The organism is Streptomyces sp. NPDC045695 (assembly GCF_056432025.1).
Window position 1 is genome coordinate 359,613 of sequence record NZ_JBWKJU010000002.1, and the last position, 15,372, is coordinate 374,984.

Below are 15,372 nucleotides of genomic sequence, written 5' to 3' on the forward strand. Positions count from 1 at the left end.
GGGCTGAGGCGAATCGACTCATGAAGATCCACAAGTACGACACCGTCATCGTCGGCGCCGGTGGCGCGGGCATGCGCGCCGCCATCGAGGCGACGAAGCGCAGCCGCACCGCCGTGCTGACCAAGCTCTACCCCACCCGCTCCCACACGGGCGCCGCGCAGGGCGGCATGGCCGCCGCGCTGGCCAACGTGGAAGAGGACAACTGGGAGTGGCACACCTTCGACACGGTCAAGGGCGGTGACTACCTGGTCGACCAGGACGCCGCCGAGATCCTGGCGAAGGAGGCCATCGACGCGGTCCTCGACCTGGAGAAGATGGGCCTGCCGTTCAACCGCACCCCGGACGGCACCATCGACCAGCGCCGCTTCGGCGGCCACTCCCGCAACCACGGCGAGGCCCCGGTCCGCCGGTCCTGCTACGCCGCGGACCGCACCGGCCACATGATCCTCCAGACGCTGTACCAGAACTGCGTCAAGGAGGGCGTGGAGTTCTTCAACGAGTTCTACGTCCTGGACCAGCTCCTGGTCGAGGAGGACGGCGTCAAGAAGTCGGCCGGTGTGGTCGCGTACGAGCTCGCCACCGGCGAGATCCACGTGTTCCAGGCCAAGGCCGTCATCTACGCCTCCGGCGGCACCGGCAAGTTCTTCAAGGTGACCTCCAACGCGCACACCCTCACGGGCGACGGCCAGGCGGCCTGCTACCGCCGCGGCCTGCCGCTGGAGGACATGGAGTTCTTCCAGTTCCACCCGACGGGCATCTGGCGCATGGGCATCCTGCTGACGGAGGGCGCCCGCGGTGAGGGCGGCATCCTGCGCAACAAGGACGGCGAGCGCTTCATGGAGAAGTACGCGCCGGTCATGAAGGACCTCGCGTCCCGTGACGTCGTCTCGCGCTCCATCTACACCGAGATCCGTGAGGGCCGCGGCTGCGGTCCCGCCGGTGACCACGTGTACCTGGACCTCACGCACCTGCCGCCGGAGCAGCTCGACGCGAAGCTCCCGGACATCACCGAGTTCGCGCGCACCTACCTGGGCATCGAGCCGTACACGGACCCGATCCCGATCCAGCCCACCGCGCACTACGCCATGGGCGGCATCCCGACCAACGTCGAGGGTGAGGTCCTGGCGGACAACACCACCGTCGTCCCGGGCCTGTACGCGGCCGGCGAGGTCGCGTGCGTGTCGGTGCACGGCGCGAACCGCCTGGGCACCAACTCGCTGCTGGACATCAACGTCTTCGGCAAGCGCTCGGGCATCGCGGCGGCCGCGTACGCCCACGCCAACGACTACGTCCCGCTGCCGGAGAACCCGGCGCAGCAGGTCGTCGACCTCGTCGAGCAGCTGCGCAACTCCACGGGCAACGAGCGCGTCGCCGAGCTGCGTCTGGAGCTCCAGGAGACGATGGACGCGTGCGTGATGGTGTTCCGTACGGAGCAGACCATCAAGACCGCGGTCGAGAAGATCGCGGAGCTGCGCGAGCGCTACAAGAACGTGTCCGTCCAGGACAAGGGCAAGCGCTTCAACACGGACCTGCTGGAGGCCATCGAGCTGGGCAACCTGCTCGACCTGGCCGAGGTCATGGCCGTGTCCGCGCTGGCGCGCAAGGAGTCCCGCGGCGGTCACTACCGCGAGGACTACCCGAACCGCGACGACGTCAACTTCATGCGCCACACCATGGCGTACCGCGAGGTCGGCGACGACGGCAAGGACTCCGTCCGCCTGGACTACAAGCCCGTCGTCGTCACCCGCTACCAGCCGATGGAGCGTAAGTACTGATGGCCACCCCGACCCTGTCCAAGACGGACGAGATGGAGGCGGCGGCCGCCGCCTCGCCCTTCATCACGGTCACCTTCCGGATCCGCCGCTTCAACCCGGAGATCTCGGAGGAGTCGACCTGGCAGGACTTCCAGGTCGAGATCGACCCGAAGGAGCGCGTGCTCGACGGTCTGCACAAGATCAAGTGGGACCTGGACGGCACGCTGACCTTCCGCCGCTCGTGCGCGCACGGCATCTGCGGCTCCGACGCGATGCGGATCAACGGCAAGAACAGGCTCGCCTGCAAGACGCTGATCAAGGACATCAACCCGGAGAAGCCGATCACCGTCGAGGCCATCAAGGGCCTCACGGTGATGAAGGACCTCGTCGTCGACATGGAGCCCTTCTTCCAGGCGTACCGGGACGTCATGCCGTTCCTGGTCACCAAGGGCAACGAGCCGACGCGCGAGCGCCTGCAGTCCGCCGAGGACCGCGAGCGCTTCGACGACACCACCAAGTGCATCCTGTGCGCCGCGTGCACGTCCTCGTGCCCGGTGTTCTGGAACGACGGCCAGTACTTCGGCCCGGCGGCGATCGTCAACGCGCACCGCTTCATCTTCGACTCGCGTGACGAGGCCGGCGAGCAGCGGCTGGAGATCCTGAACGACAAGGACGGCGTGTGGCGCTGCCGCACGACCTTCAACTGCACCGACGCCTGCCCGCGCGGCATCGAGGTCACGAAGGCCATCCAGGAAGTCAAGCGCGCACTGATCACGCGCCGCTTCTGATTTCTTGACGCCTCGGCCGAGGCCCCACCCCGCTGGGGGTGGGGCCTTCGTCGTTCCTTCTGAGCCAGCCTGCGGCGGATTCGCGCATCGTTGGGCCAACTACTGGGCAGTTCAAGGGAGTTGCTCTACCGTGACGCCACGGCCGCCGGCTCGCGGCTGGCCGTTCACAACGGGGAGAGACAACGACCATGTCGCTCATACAGAAGGCCGCCGTGATGGGCGCCTGCGTGCTCGCCGCGTCCGCCGCCCTCGTGGTGCCCGCTCACGCGTCCTCGCCGGTGCGGGTGGCGGAGGTCATGCCGGCGTCGGCAGCGGCGGCGTACTGCCAGCAGGAGGTCTCCGGCGACCAGCACTTCGCCCAGGCCCGGTGCTACAACTACGCGTACAAGTACTACGCCGTGCAGGTCGAGACCTGCGACGGCCGGGCCTGCGCCATCCGCCGGGGCCCCTGGCGCGCGATGAACAGCGGGCAGTGGTCCGCCTACGCGGACGCCGGCACCTGGATCGTCCGGGGCGGCGTCGCGTTCGGCAACTGAGGCCGGTACGAAGGATTCCCGCCGGCGGAGCACCGGTCCCAAGGGCGGGGTGGCTGTGGAAGGATCGGCCGTATGAGTGAGCAGCAGCCGAATCCTTACGCGGGCGATCCCCACCAGGGCGCCCAGCCCGGTACACCCGGCCAGGACGACTACAAGTGGGGGCCTGGCGAGGCCAGTTACGGATACGCGCAGCCCTACCCGGCGGCCCCGGCCTACCAGCCGACCATCGGGGGCGCGGGCATCCCGGCCCCCTCGGGCTATCCCGCCGCCCCGGGCGGCGGCCACGGGCTGTCCCTCGGCGACATCACCATCGCCGGGGACCAGATCATCACCCCGTCGGGCACCATGCCGCTCAAGGGGGCGATGTGGAACGCGACCGACTTCTCGCGCACCGAGGAGAAGCTCCCGACGCACGCGATCGTGCTCGCGATCGTCTTCTTCCTGTTCTGCCTGCTCGGTCTGCTCTTCCTCCTGATGAAGGAGAAGACCACCACCGGCTACATCCAGATCACGGTGACCAGCGGCGGCCGTCACCACTCCACCATGATCCCGGCGGTGGACGCGAACACCTACGCGTGGGTGATGACGCAGGTCAACTACGCCAGGTCGCTGAGTTTCTGACCCCGAAACGCGGTAGCAGTCGGCGCGGCCTCGGGCGAAGATCACCTCATGACCGTTTCTCATGATGTGGACGGGCCGCACGACGGCCCCGCCGTTGTCCTGCTGCACTCCTCCGTATGCGACCGCCGGATGTGGGAGCCCCAGTGGCGGCCGCTGGCCGAGGCCGGCTACCGCGTGGTCCGGCTGGACTTCCGCACCTGCGGGCAGTCCCCCGCCGCCGAGGCCCCGTACAGCGACGGGGGTGACGTACGGGAGCTGCTGGACCACCTCGGGATCCGCCGGGCCGCCCTGGTCGGCAGCTCCTACGGCGGCCGGATAGCGCTCCAGTTCGCCGCGCTGCACCCCGAGCGGGCGGCCTCACTGCTGCTGCTCTGCCCGGGGATGGCGCCCGGCCGGGAACGGGGCCCGGAGCTGCGGAAGTTCGGAGCCGCCGAGGACGCCCTCGTCGAGGCGGGGGACCTGGACGCCGCCGCCGCGCTCAACGCCCGCACCTGGCTGGGCCCGGACGCGGACGCCGACGCGCACGCCCTCGTACGGGCCATGCAGCTCGGCAATTTGCGGGGCGCCCTGGCCGACACCGGGAGCCACGAGGTGGCCGACCCGCCGGCCGACCCGGCCGCGATCACCGCTCCCGTCCTGTCCGTCGGCGGCGCCCACGACCTGCCGGACTTCCGCGCCGCCGCCGCCGAGATCCCCGGCCTCGTCCCGGGCGCCGTCCACCGCGAACTGCCCTGGGCGGGCCACCTGCCCTCGCTGGAGCGCCCCGCTGAGATCACCGCTCTGATGCTGGAGTTCCTGAGCCGCTGATCCCCCGGCCCGACCTCCCGGCCCCTTCGCTTGAACTTGTTCAAAAAACGTCCTAGAGTCAAGGACGTCAGCAGTTGAACGCGTTCAAGGGGGCTGGGGCATGGACCTCACCGTGGTCACGTACGTCATATACCTGCTCATCAGCATCGGGCTCACCGTCTGGGTGGCCCGTACGCTCAGCCGCAACGGCCGGGTCTTCATCGGCGACGTCCTCCAGGGGAACGAGAAGCTGGCCGACGCCGTCAACCAGCTCCTCGTGGTCGGCTTCTACCTGGTGAACATCGGCTTCGTCACCCTCTACCTGCGGTCGAGCGAGGAAGTCGGCACCGCCCGCGAACTCTTCGAGGCCCTCTCGGTCAAGCTCGGCGTCGTCCTGCTGGTCCTCGGGGTCATGCACCTCGGCAACGTGTGGGTGCTGAACAAGATGCGCCGCCGGGGGATCATGGAGCGCCAGCAGACTCCGCCCGTCGCCCCCCAGGGGTGGACCGCGCCGGTCGGGGCCTGACCGATGGCACCCGCCCGGGCCGTGCGGAGTCTGACCGTCCTCTACGACGCCGGCTGTCCGCTCTGCGTACACATCCGCCACTGGCTGCTCGCGCAGCGCCAGCTGGTCCCGCTCGCACTGGTCCCCGCCGCGTCCTGGGAGGCGCGGCGGCGGTTCCCCCGGCTCGACCACGCGTCGACGCTCCGGGAGATCACCGTCATCGGGGACTCGGGACAGGTGTGGACCGGCACCGACGCCTTCATCGTGTGCCTGTGGGCGCTGGCCGAACACCGGCCGAAGGCCAACTGGCTGGCCACCCCGGCCGGACGGCCCTTCGCCCGGGCGGCCATGCACACGGCCTCCCGGTGGCGGGAGGCGGTACGGACCGAAGGGCAGCCCGAGGGCGCCGAAGGGAACCCCGAGGGCGTCGAAGGACCGACCTGTGACGACCAGTGCCCCGTCCCCCGATAGGCTCATCCACCGTGACTGATCAGAAGGCTCCCAAAAGCGAGCAGACCCGCACGCTCATCCTCGAAACCGCGCTCCGGCTCTTCCAGGAGCGCGGGTTCGACAAGACGACCATGCGGGGCATCGCCAAGGAGGCCGGTGTCTCGGTCGGCAACGCCTACTACTACTTCGAATCGAAGGAACACCTGGTCCAGGGGTTCTACGACCGGATCGGCGCCGCCCACCAGGCGGCGGTCCGGCCCATCCTGGACAGTGAGACCGATCTGCAGAAGCGGCTCGCGGGCGTGCTGACGAGCTGGATGGACATCGCGGCCCCCTACCACGAGTTCGCCTCCCAGTTCTTCAAGAACGCGGCGGACCCGGAAAGTCCGCTCAGCCCCTTCTCGCCGGAGTCGGAAACCGCCCGGAAGGCGGCCATCGACATCCACCGCGAGGTGCTGGCGGGGGCGAAGACCAAGGTGCCGGCCGAACTGGCCGACGTCCTGCCGGAGCTGATGTGGCTCTCGCAGATGGGTCTCGTCCTGTACTGGGTCTTCGACCGCTCACCGAACAGCGAGAAGACGCGGCGGCTCGCCGAGCGCGGCGCGCAGCTGACGACGCGGGGCATCGTGCTCGCCCGCTTCCGGGTGCTGCGGCCGCTGGTGCGCGAAGTGCACGAGCTGTTCGCCGACTTCCTGCCCGGCATGGCCCAGACGGCGACGGCGGGGGCCCGCCGCAGGGCCTCGGACCCGGACCCGCAGCCGGAGCCCGAGCCGGAACCGGGCACGGACCCGCAGCCGTAGCCGTAGCCGGGCCCGATCCCGCGTAGCCGTCGCGCCGAGCGCTACAGCCAGTTGAGTTCCGAGACGTTGCTGAAGAGGGCCCAGGAACCGGCGTCGTACGCCCCGGCGGGGTCGAGGGAGGAGACCACGTCGCTCGTCCCCACCCGGACGGCGCCGCGGCCGTTGCCGTCCGCGGGCAACAGCTGCCAGCCGCCGATGGCGGCGGTACCGAGGACCAGCCCGGCCGCAATGATCTTCGAGCGGCCAGACCGCGTTCCGTGAACCCCGCCTTTTGACCCGGTGACAGCGACAGGCTGTCCGATTAACGGTCATCGCATCACGGAATATCAGCCACCGGAAGGCCGGTTCTCGGCGGGCCGTCGGCGGTTGGGGCGGGTCAGGCCTGGTATGAGGCGAGTTCGACGACGGTGATGTCGGACGGCGCCCCCACCCGGACCGGAGGTCCCCAGGCACCGGCTCCGCGGGACACGTACAGCTGGGTGTCGCCGTAGCGCTCCAGCCCGGCGACCGTCGGGTTGGCGAGCTCGGCGAGGTAGTTGCCGGGCCAGAGCTGGCCGCCGTGGGTGTGGCCCGACAGCTGGAGGTCGACCCCGTACCGGACGGCGTCGTGGATGACGACGGGCTGGTGGGCGAGGAACACGGCGGCGCGGGCCCGGTCGCGGTCGCCGAGGGCCGCCCCGAAGTCGGGCCCGGACCCCTCCAGCTCCCCCTGGACGTCGTTGACTCCCGCGAGGTCGAAGTGCGGCAGCGCGCGGCGGGCGTTCTCCAGGGGCGTCAGCCCCAGTTCGCGGACGTGGTCGACCCACTGCTGGGCGCCGGAGAAGTACTCGTGGTTTCCGGTGACGAAGTACGAGCCGTGGCGGGCGGTGAGCCCGCGCAGCGGCTCCGCGGCCCGCCCGAGGTCCGGGACGCTGCCGTCGACGAGGTCACCGACGATGGCGATGAGGTCGGGCTGCGTGCGGTTGACGGTGTCGACGACGCGCTGGGCGTGGGCGCGGCCGAGCACCGGGCCGAGGTGGACGTCGCTGACGACGGCGATGCGGAACCCGTGCGCCGCGCGCGGCAGCTTGGCCAGGGGCACCCGCACCCGTCGGACGCTCGGCCCGCGCAGGACCCCGTACGTACCGGCGCCGACGGTCGCGACGGCCACGGCGGCCGCGGTCCCGCCGACCGCTCGGGCGACGAACCGGCGACGGCTCAGCTCCAGGCGGGCCGCGGTGGGGGCCGCCAGCGCCGGTGACGGTGCCGGCTCCGCTGCCCCTTCCGGCTCCGGCGCCGAGGCCGGCGGCGTCGAGGCCTGCGCAGGTGCCGGTATCGCCCCGCCGTGGCCCACCCGCCCCGCGGGCTGCATCAACCGGGAGGGCGACCCCTGGGCCAGACGGCGGAGCGACAGCGCGCGGATCGGCTCCGCGACCAGCATCGTCAGGGTGAGGTACAGGAGCACCGCGAGCCAGAGGAAGCCCGGCCAGGCCACCGTCTGCTGGAGCCGGAAGGGCGCCCCGGCGCGGCCTGTGGTCAGCGCGGCAGCGGAGAGGAGGGGCAGGGCGATGGTCAGGACCGTACCGATCCGGCGGGGCAGGCCACCGGGCGCGGTGGTGTCGCGCACCAGTCTGATCCAGAGCCAGCGGTGCACGAGCACCAGGAGGGCGCAGACCGCGAGCGCGACCAGCACGAAGATCGCGATCTTCATGCGGAGGTGTCCGCGCCCGTGCCGTCGGCCCCGCGTGACGCACGGCGCAGCGCCCGGAGTCCGCGCAACCCGATCACGCCGACGGCCGTCCCCAGGAGAAAGGACGTCACCGCGAGCGTCAGGTGCACCCAGAAGTAGGACGTGGGATCGCCTTCCGCGTCGAAGGCCAGCCCACTGCCGTCCTTCCACAGGTTCCGGACGAAAGACACCCAGATGAACCAGCTCCACACGCCGAAGGCGAGCAGGAACCAGGAGGCGGTACGGCTGAGTTTCATGAGGCCAGTATCGGATCGGTCCCCAGGACGGACGCGCCGGGGTGGGCTGTCCCGGGGGTGGTTGCGGCGAAAAGGCCGGTCAGTGACGCCGCCCAGCTCATCGGGATGTACTTTCACCTGCGTGTCTGCCAAGACGACCGCCCTGACGGTCCTTTCCGCCGCGCTGCTGGCCCCCGCCCTGCTGGTGGCCCCCGCACACGCCGCGCCGTCCCCGCCGGCCGACGGAAAGGGCCAGCCGCCCAAGGCCCCGGCGGCGCCCGCACCGCCCGCGTCGATGTCCACGGTCGGCGGAAGCCTGCTCGGCCAGCCGGGGACCCAGGTGAACCTGCTGCCGGGCGCACCCGCCCTGCCGGCGAACCTGTCCGGCCGGTCGTGGATCGTGGCGGACGCCGAGTCCGGCGAGGTCCTGGCGGCGAACAACGCGCACTGGCGGCTCCCTCCGGCCTCCACGCTGAAGATGCTCTTCGCGGACACCCTGCTGCCGGGCCTGCCCAAGGAGCAGGTCCGCAAGGTCACCGAGCAGGACCTGGACGGCGTGGGCCCGGGCAGCAGCCTGGTCGGGGTCAAGGAGGACCACGAGTACTCCGTCCACGATCTGTGGCTCGGGGTGTTCCTGCGGTCGGGGAACGACGCCGTGCACGTGCTCTCGGCCATGAACGGCGGCGTCGAGAAGACCGTCAAGGACATGCAGGCGCACGCCGAGGAGCTCCAGGCGCTGGACACCCACGTCGTGTCCCCCGACGGTTACGACGCCCCGGACCAGGTGTCGAGCGCGTACGACCTGACGCTCATCGCCCGCTCGGGCTTGCAGAAGCAGGACTTCCGCGAGTACTGCGGCACGGCGAGCGCGAAGTTCCCCGGCAGGCAGGAGGCCGGGAAGCCGCGGGACTTCTTCGAGATCCAGAACACCAACCGGCTGATGACGGGTGCGGGTGGCATCTCCCCGTACAAGGGCATCGCCGGCGTGAAGAACGGCAACACCACCATGGCCGGCGCCACCTTCACCGGGGCCGCCCAGCGGGGCTCCAGGAAACTGCTGGTCACGGTGATGAATCCGAGCACGGGCGGGGTGAACTCGGTCTACGAGGAGACCGCCGCGCTCTTCGACTGGGGGTTCGCGGCGGCCGGGAAGGTCAAGCCGGTGGGTGAGCTGGTGCCGCCCAAGAGCGCGGACACCTCCTCGGTCGGCTCCCCGGCCCAGGTGCACGAGAACAACCCGTCGGCGGCGGACGCGGGCTCGGGCGGCGCCGCGGGCACCGCGCTCGGCGTCGCGGGCGGCGTGCTGGCCCTCCTCGCGGGCGGGGCCTTCGCGGTCAACCGCCGCTGGCCCCGCGGCCGCCGCGACCGGGGCGAGGACCTGGTGTGAGCCGGGCGGCGCAAGACCCCTCCTGCGGGGTCCGCGCCGCCGGCCGGATTCACCCGAAGGAGTGCCGCTTAGGCGGTGCGGGGCGCCGGCTCTCCGCCGGTCTCGGCTCCGGCCTGGTCGCCGGTCGCCTCCTCGGCCCCGCCTTCGGCCTCGTCGTCGCGGGTCGCCGTCCAGGCCGCGACGAAGAGGAGCAGCTTCGCCGTGAAGTTGATCCAGAGCAGCAGGGCGATCGGCACGCCGAAGGCCCCGTACATGCTCTTCGCGGCGACCTCCCGCATATAGCCGCTGAGCAGCAGCTTCAACAGCTCGAAGCCCGCCGCGCCGATCAGGGCCGCCTCGATCAGGCGGCGGCGCGGCGGTTCGACGCCCGGCAGCAGCGTCAGGACGTACAGCAGGAGCAGGAAGGCGGCCAGTACGCCCACGAGGAAGGCGGCGGTGCGCAGCAGCCCGCCCCCGATGCCCTCGCGCGGGATGCCCAACAGTTCGCCGAACTTCCCGACCGCGCTGGAGCCGATGATCGAGGCGGCGGCCGAGGCCAGGGCCGCCCCGCCGAGGCCGAGGAGCACCAGCCCGTCCTTGCCCTTGCGGGCGAAGGGGTTGCCCTCGTCCTCGTCGTCCTTCTCCCAGACGGCGCGCAGGCAGTCCCGCATCGAGCCGACCCAGCCGATGCCGGTGAACAGCAGGAAGGCCCCCGCGACGAGCCCGACCGTGCCGGCGTTCGCGACGAGCCCGTCGATGTCGAGCTGGTCCGAGATCCCGGGGACCTGCTCGGAGAGGTTCTTCTGCAGCCGGTCCAGCTGCTCCTGGCTGAGCAGCGCCGCGCCCACCGCGGCGGCGACGGTGATCAGCGGAAACAGGGCGAGGAAGCTGATGAAGGTGATCGCGGCGGCGAGCCGGGTCCAGTGCACCCGGTCGAGCCGTTCGTACGAATGCCACGCGTGCGTACGCATCAGACGCGCGACCAGCGGCCCGATCACCGGAAGTTTCGTCAGCCAGTCCATGGGATCACCGTAAAGGAGCGGCCGGAAATGGCCGGGATTGTCGCTTTTGGGGACTACGGTCCTCGTTTGTGACTTTTCGCCCTATGCCCCCGACGGAGCACCCGTTCCACGCCCTGGTCCTGCGAAGGCTGAGGTTCCGCGCCCGGCGCACGGCCCGGCTGACCCTGCGGCCCCTGCGTCAGCAGGGTCGTCCGGCCGCACCGGCCGCTTCCGCCGCCTCGTCGGGGTGGCAGCCCGGCTGCGCCGGGACCCCGGCGGGCCCCGTCCCGAAGGGGTACTCGCGCAGCTTGCGCCAGACCCCGTCCGAGCCTTGCTCGTAGAGCGCGAAGCCCTCGCAGAGCCACTCGGCGGCGTAGTCGGCGAGGGTCGTGAACGCCACGTCCATCGCCTCCTCGCAGATCCCGTGGGCGACCGTGACGTGCGGGTGGTACGGGAAGGCCAGCTCGCGGCTGAGCGGCCCCTGCGGGTCGCGGACCTCGCCCTGGAGGCGGGTGCAGCCCGCGGCGCCCTCGACGACCTTGACGAAGACCACCGGCGAGACGGGACGGAAGGTTCCCGTGCCGCCCAGCCGCATCCGGAAGCCGCGGAAGCGGGCCGCGACCTCGGCCAGGTGGGCCCGGACGACCGGCAGCCGGTCCGCGTCCACCTCGGTCGGCGGCACGAGGGTGACATGCGTGGGGATGCCGTGCGCGGCGGCGTCCCCGAAGCCGGCGCGCAGCTGCTGGAGCTGGCTGCCGTACGGCTCCGGGACCGCGATCGAAACGCCGAGCGTTACGGTCCCCATGTCTCTCCTCCGCTTGTCTCCGTGGACTGCTGCCGCCCCAGTGTGGCGGCAGCACCCCCGTTCTTGCCAGGGCTCCCGGCCCGCAGGTGCGTTCGTCAGTGCTTGGCGGGCAGCAGACCGAGGCGGTCGTAGGCCTGCGCGAGGGTCTCGGCGGCGACCGCGCGGGCCTTCTCCGCGCCCTTGGCCAGGATCGAGTCCAGCGTCTCGGGGTCGTCCAGGTATTCCTGGGTGCGCTGCTTGAACGGTGTGACGAAATCGACCATCACGGCGGCCAGGTCGGTCTTCAGCGCGCCGTAGCCCTTGCCCTCGTACTTCGTCTCCAGCTCGGCGACCGTCTCGCCCGTGAGGGTGGAGTAGATCGTGAGCAGGTTGCTGACGCCGGGCTTCTTCTCGCTGTCGAAACGGACCTCGGCCTCGGTGTCGGTGACCGCGCTCTTGATCTTCTTCTCGGTGGCCTTGGCCTCGTCGAGGAGGTTGATCAGGCCCTTGGGCGAGGACGCGGACTTCGACATCTTGATCGCCGGGTCCTGGAGGTCGTAGATCTTCGCGACCTCCTTGACGATGTGCGCGGCGGGCAGGGTGAAGGTCTGGCCGTAGCGCTGGTTGAAGCGCTCGGCCAGGTCGCGGGTCAGCTCGATGTGCTGGCGCTGGTCCTCGCCGACCGGGACGGCGTTCGCCTGGTAGAGCAGGATGTCGGCGACCTGGAGGATCGGGTAGGTGAAGAGGCCGACGGTGGCGTTGTTGACCCCGCCCTTGGCGGACTTGTCCTTGAACTGCGTCATCCGGCTCGCCTCACCGAAACCGGTGAGGCAGTTCATGACCCAGCCGAGCTGCGCGTGCTCGGGCACGTGGCTCTGGACGAAGAGCGTGCAGCGCTCGGGGTCCAGGCCGGCGGCGAGCAGCTGCGCCGCGGAGAGGCGGGTGTTCGCGCGCAGTTCCTTCGGATCCTGCGGCACGGTGATCGCGTGCAGGTCGACGACCATGTAGAACGCGTCGTGCGTCTCCTGCAGGGCGACGTACTGGCGGATGGCTCCGAGGTAGTTCCCGAGGTGGAACGAACCGGAGGTGGGCTGGATGCCGGAGAGCGCGCGAGGACGATCAGAAGCCATGGCCCCATTCTCTCAGGTGCGGGGGCGGGCTCCGGCCCGCCGATGCCGCACCGGTGCCGGGGCTGCGCCCCGGACCCCGCGCTCCTCCAGCCTCGTCGGCGTTTGAGGCGCGGGGGTCCGGGGGCGGAGCCCCCGGCAGCCGGGCCGCAGGGTCAGGACAGCGGCAGACCCGGGGCGGGGAAGGCCGACATCAGGGACGTGACCTCCGCGCGGACCGCGGCGAGGGCCTGCTCGTCCCCCTTGGCGGCGGCGTCCACCGCGCGCGAGATCCAGTCCGCCACCGTCGGCATGTGCGCGGCGGTCAGTCCCCGCGAGGTCAGCGACGGCGTCCCGATCCGGATCCCCGACGGGTCGAACGGCTTGCGCGGGTCGAAGGGGACCGTGTTGTAGTTCACGACGATCCCCGCCCGGTCCAGGGCCTTGGCCGCGACCTTGCCCGGCACCGCCTTCCCGGTCAGGTCGATCAGGATCAGGTGGTTGTCCGTACCGCCCGAGACCAGGTCGAAGCCCCGCTCCAGCAGCGCCGCGGCCAGCGCCTTGGCGTTGGCGACGACCGCGTGCGCGTACGACACGAACGACGGCTGCGCCGCCTCGTGCAGCGCCACCGCGATGCCGGCCGTGGTCTGGTTGTGCGGGCCGCCCTGGAGGCCCGGGAAGACCGCCTTGTCGATGGCCTTCGCGTGCTCCTCCCGGCACATCAGCATCGCGCCGCGCGGACCCCGCAGGGTCTTGTGCGTCGTGGTGGAGATGACGTCCACGTGCGCCGCCGGGGACGGGTGCGCGCCGCCCGCGATCAGGCCCGCGATGTGCGCCACGTCCGCGACCAGGATCGAGCCCGCCTCCTCGGCGATCGAGGCGAAGGCCGCGAAGTCGATCGTGCGCGGGAGCGCCGTACCGCCACAGAACATGATCTTCGGCCGCTCCGCCAGCGCCAGCTCGCGCACCGCGTCGTAGTCGATCAGCCCGGTGTCGGAGCGGACCCCGTACTGCACGCCCCGGAACCACGAGCCGGTCGCCGAGACGCCCCAGCCGTGCGTCAGGTGCCCGCCCATCGGCAGGGCCATGCCCATCACGGTGTCGCCCGGCTGGGCGAAGGCCAGGTACACGGCCAGGTTCGCCGGCGAGCCGGAGTACGGCTGCACGTTGGCGTGGTCCACGCCGAACAGGCCCTTGGCCCGCTCGACGGCCAGGGCCTCGACGCGGTCGATGTTCTGCTGGCCCTCGTAGTAGCGGCGGCCGGGGTAGCCCTCGCTGTACTTGTTCTGCAGCACGGTGCCGGAGGCTTCGAGGACGGCCGCGGACACGTAGTTCTCACTGGGGATCAGGCGCAGGGTCTCGGCCTGGAGCACTTCTTCGGCGGCGACGAACGACGCCAGCTCGGGGTCGGTCGCGAAGAGGGCGGGATGGCGGCTCGCGGACATGGCGGGCTCCTCCGGGGTCGATGTGATCGGTACCCCGCGAGGCCCAGGCGAGCGGCCCTGTGTGCGGTCGAGCGCGCACGGCTCCCCCGGAGTTCGTTCTCCGTGCGCCAGTCGCCGTGCGTACCGCCCACCTTAGCGGGCGTGGCGGCCGCGGCGGCCGCGCCGAAAGGAAGGTTTCCGCAACCGAGGTACGCGCGACGATGGGGAGGCGACGATAGGAAGGTGACGCCACCCTCGTCACCGGTTCACCCGGCGAGACCGACGATCGGAGACCCCGTGTCGACAACTGCTGATGCCATCCGCTCCGCCGAGGCGCACAGCGCGCACAACTACCATCCGCTCCCCGTGGTCGTCGCATCCGCGGACGGCGCGTGGATGACCGACGTGGAGGGCCGCAGATACCTCGACATGCTCGCCGGGTACTCGGCGCTCAATTTCGGCCACGGCAACCGCCGCCTGCTCGACGCCGCCCGGGCGCAGCTGGAGCGGGTCACCCTCACCTCGCGCGCTTTCCACCACGACCGCTTCGCCGACTTCTGCACCGAACTGGCCGCGCTGTGCGGCAAGGAGATGGTGCTGCCCATGAACACGGGTGCGGAGGCCGTGGAGACGGCGGTGAAGACCGCCCGCAAGTGGGGTTACGAGGTCAAGGGCGTCCCGGACGGCCAGGCCAAGATCGTGGTCGCGGCGAACAACTTCCACGGCCGCACGACGACCATCGTGTCCTTCTCGACCGACCACGAGGCCCGTGACCACTACGGCCCGTACACCCCCGGCTTCGAGATCGTCCCCTACGGCGACCTGACCGCGCTCGGCGCCGCCGTCACCGCCAACACCGTCGCCGTGCTGCTGGAGCCGATCCAGGGCGAGGCGGGGGTCCTGGTGCCGCCCGCCGGATACCTGGCCGGTGTACGGGAACTGACGCGCGAGCGGAACGTCCTCTTCATGGCGGACGAGATCCAGTCGGGGCTGGGGCGGACCGGCAGGACCTTCGCCTGCGAGCACGAAGGGGTCGTGCCGGACGTGTACGTCCTCGGCAAGGCGCTCGGCGGCGGGGTCGTGCCCGTCTCGGCCGTGGTCGCCGACCGGGACGTGCTCGGCGTGTTCAAGCCCGGCGAGCACGGCTCCACCTTCGGCGGCAACCCGCTGGCCTGCGCGGTCGCCCTGGAGGTGATCGCGATGCTGCGCTCCGGCGAGCACCAGCAGCACGCCGCCGAACTCGGCGACCACCTGCACCGGGAGCTGAACCTGCTGATCGGCGGCGGCGCGGTGACCGCCGTGCGCGGGCGCGGGCTCTGGGCGGGCGTGGACATCGACCCGGCGCGCGGCACGGGCCGGGAGATCTCCGAGAAGCTGATGGAGCGCGGGGTGCTGGTGAAGGACACCCACGGCTCCACGATCCGGATCGCCCCGCCGCTGGTGATCAGCAAGGAGGACCTGGACTGGGGCCTGGACCAGCTGCGGTCCGTGCTCGCGGCCTGACGGC

Annotated in this window: 16 protein-coding genes, 1 pseudogene and 1 riboswitch; of the genes and pseudogenes, 10 read left to right on the forward strand and 7 right to left on the reverse strand. The window is 71.1% G+C overall.

The features are described from left to right. Positions 1-20: 20 nt before the first annotated feature. The 8 genes from sdhA (at position 21) to AC07DU_RS04795 (ending at position 6,240) form a co-directional block, all read left to right on the forward strand. Positions 21-1,775: a succinate dehydrogenase flavoprotein subunit gene (gene sdhA / locus AC07DU_RS04760; RefSeq protein ID WP_360897353.1), complete on the forward strand. Its 1,755-nt coding sequence runs from the start codon at positions 21-23 to the stop codon at positions 1,773-1,775. Then, entirely contained in the window at positions 1,775-2,542 is a 768-nt protein-coding gene (locus tag AC07DU_RS04765; protein ID WP_030710558.1) for a succinate dehydrogenase iron-sulfur subunit, read from the forward strand. Before sdhA ends, AC07DU_RS04765 begins: the two co-directional genes overlap by 1 nt. A 188-nt stretch (positions 2,543-2,730) precedes the next feature. Beyond that, positions 2,731-3,078, forward strand: coding sequence for a hypothetical protein (locus AC07DU_RS04770; protein WP_360897351.1), 348 nt, complete (start codon positions 2,731-2,733; stop codon positions 3,076-3,078). A gap of 72 nt (positions 3,079-3,150) precedes the next feature. Then, on the forward strand, positions 3,151-3,699 hold the full coding sequence (locus AC07DU_RS04775) for a hypothetical protein (RefSeq protein WP_479109612.1): 549 nt from the start codon (positions 3,151-3,153) through the stop codon (positions 3,697-3,699). Positions 3,700-3,747: 48 nt separating this feature from the next. Then, complete coding sequence (locus AC07DU_RS04780; protein ID WP_360897347.1) at positions 3,748-4,506, forward strand: alpha/beta fold hydrolase; 759 nt, start codon at positions 3,748-3,750, stop codon at positions 4,504-4,506. A 100-nt stretch (positions 4,507-4,606) separates the two neighbouring features. Next, positions 4,607-5,011 carry a hypothetical protein gene (locus AC07DU_RS04785; protein ID WP_360897345.1) on the forward strand — a complete coding sequence of 135 codons (405 nt, stop codon included), beginning with the start codon at positions 4,607-4,609 and terminating at the stop codon, positions 5,009-5,011. Between the two features lie 3 nt (positions 5,012-5,014). Then, positions 5,015-5,461 (forward strand): thiol-disulfide oxidoreductase DCC family protein, encoded by a 447-nt coding sequence (locus AC07DU_RS04790; RefSeq protein ID WP_479109615.1) that lies wholly within the window; start codon positions 5,015-5,017, stop codon positions 5,459-5,461. A gap of 11 nt (positions 5,462-5,472) precedes the next feature. Further along, positions 5,473-6,240 (forward strand): TetR/AcrR family transcriptional regulator, encoded by a 768-nt coding sequence (locus AC07DU_RS04795; protein ID WP_360897341.1) that lies wholly within the window; start codon positions 5,473-5,475, stop codon positions 6,238-6,240. Between the two features lie 62 nt (positions 6,241-6,302). Here the strand turns inward: AC07DU_RS04795 and AC07DU_RS04800 are convergent. From AC07DU_RS04800 to AC07DU_RS04810, 3 genes and pseudogenes are all read right to left on the reverse strand, one after another. Continuing rightward, positions 6,303-6,473: pseudogene (locus AC07DU_RS04800) on the reverse strand (ABC transporter substrate-binding protein); the annotation flags it as partial. Between the two features lie 143 nt (positions 6,474-6,616). Next, positions 6,617-7,930, reverse strand: coding sequence for a metallophosphoesterase (locus tag AC07DU_RS04805; RefSeq protein WP_479109617.1), 1,314 nt, complete (start codon positions 7,928-7,930; stop codon positions 6,617-6,619). Further along, complete coding sequence (locus AC07DU_RS04810; RefSeq protein ID WP_360897337.1) at positions 7,927-8,205, reverse strand: SCO4848 family membrane protein; 279 nt, start codon at positions 8,203-8,205, stop codon at positions 7,927-7,929. The genes AC07DU_RS04805 and AC07DU_RS04810 overlap by 4 nt, the downstream gene beginning before the upstream one ends. A gap of 121 nt (positions 8,206-8,326) precedes the next feature. On the opposite strand from AC07DU_RS04810, the gene AC07DU_RS04815 reads away from it, so the two are divergent. Beyond that, entirely contained in the window at positions 8,327-9,571 is a 1,245-nt protein-coding gene (locus tag AC07DU_RS04815; protein WP_479109619.1) for a D-alanyl-D-alanine carboxypeptidase family protein, read from the forward strand. Positions 9,572-9,639: 68 nt separating this feature from the next. Here the strand turns inward: AC07DU_RS04815 and AC07DU_RS04820 are convergent, their stop codons facing one another. From AC07DU_RS04820 to AC07DU_RS04835, 4 genes are all read right to left on the reverse strand, one after another. Next, positions 9,640-10,572: a YihY/virulence factor BrkB family protein gene (locus tag AC07DU_RS04820; protein ID WP_360897333.1), complete on the reverse strand. Its 933-nt coding sequence runs from the start codon at positions 10,570-10,572 to the stop codon at positions 9,640-9,642. A 178-nt stretch (positions 10,573-10,750) separates the two neighbouring features. Continuing rightward, the gene (locus AC07DU_RS04825; RefSeq protein ID WP_360897331.1) at positions 10,751-11,356 is read right to left on the reverse strand and encodes a 2'-5' RNA ligase family protein; all 606 of its coding nucleotides are present in this window, start codon (positions 11,354-11,356) and stop codon (positions 10,751-10,753) included. Between the two features lie 95 nt (positions 11,357-11,451). Continuing rightward, positions 11,452-12,465 (reverse strand): tryptophan--tRNA ligase, encoded by a 1,014-nt coding sequence (gene trpS / locus AC07DU_RS04830; protein WP_360897329.1) that lies wholly within the window; start codon positions 12,463-12,465, stop codon positions 11,452-11,454. A 152-nt stretch (positions 12,466-12,617) separates the two neighbouring features. Next, positions 12,618-13,886, reverse strand: a complete 1,269-nt coding sequence (locus AC07DU_RS04835) for a serine hydroxymethyltransferase (RefSeq protein ID WP_479109621.1) — start codon at positions 13,884-13,886, stop codon at positions 12,618-12,620. 34 nt (positions 13,887-13,920) lie between these two features. Further along, positions 13,921-14,011: riboswitch (ZMP/ZTP riboswitch) on the reverse strand. Positions 14,012-14,162: 151 nt separating this feature from the next. Here AC07DU_RS04835 and rocD point away from each other — a divergent pair. Continuing rightward, entirely contained in the window at positions 14,163-15,368 is a 1,206-nt protein-coding gene (gene rocD, locus AC07DU_RS04840) for an ornithine--oxo-acid transaminase (protein WP_360897325.1), read from the forward strand. Positions 15,369-15,372: the final 4 nt, after the last annotated feature.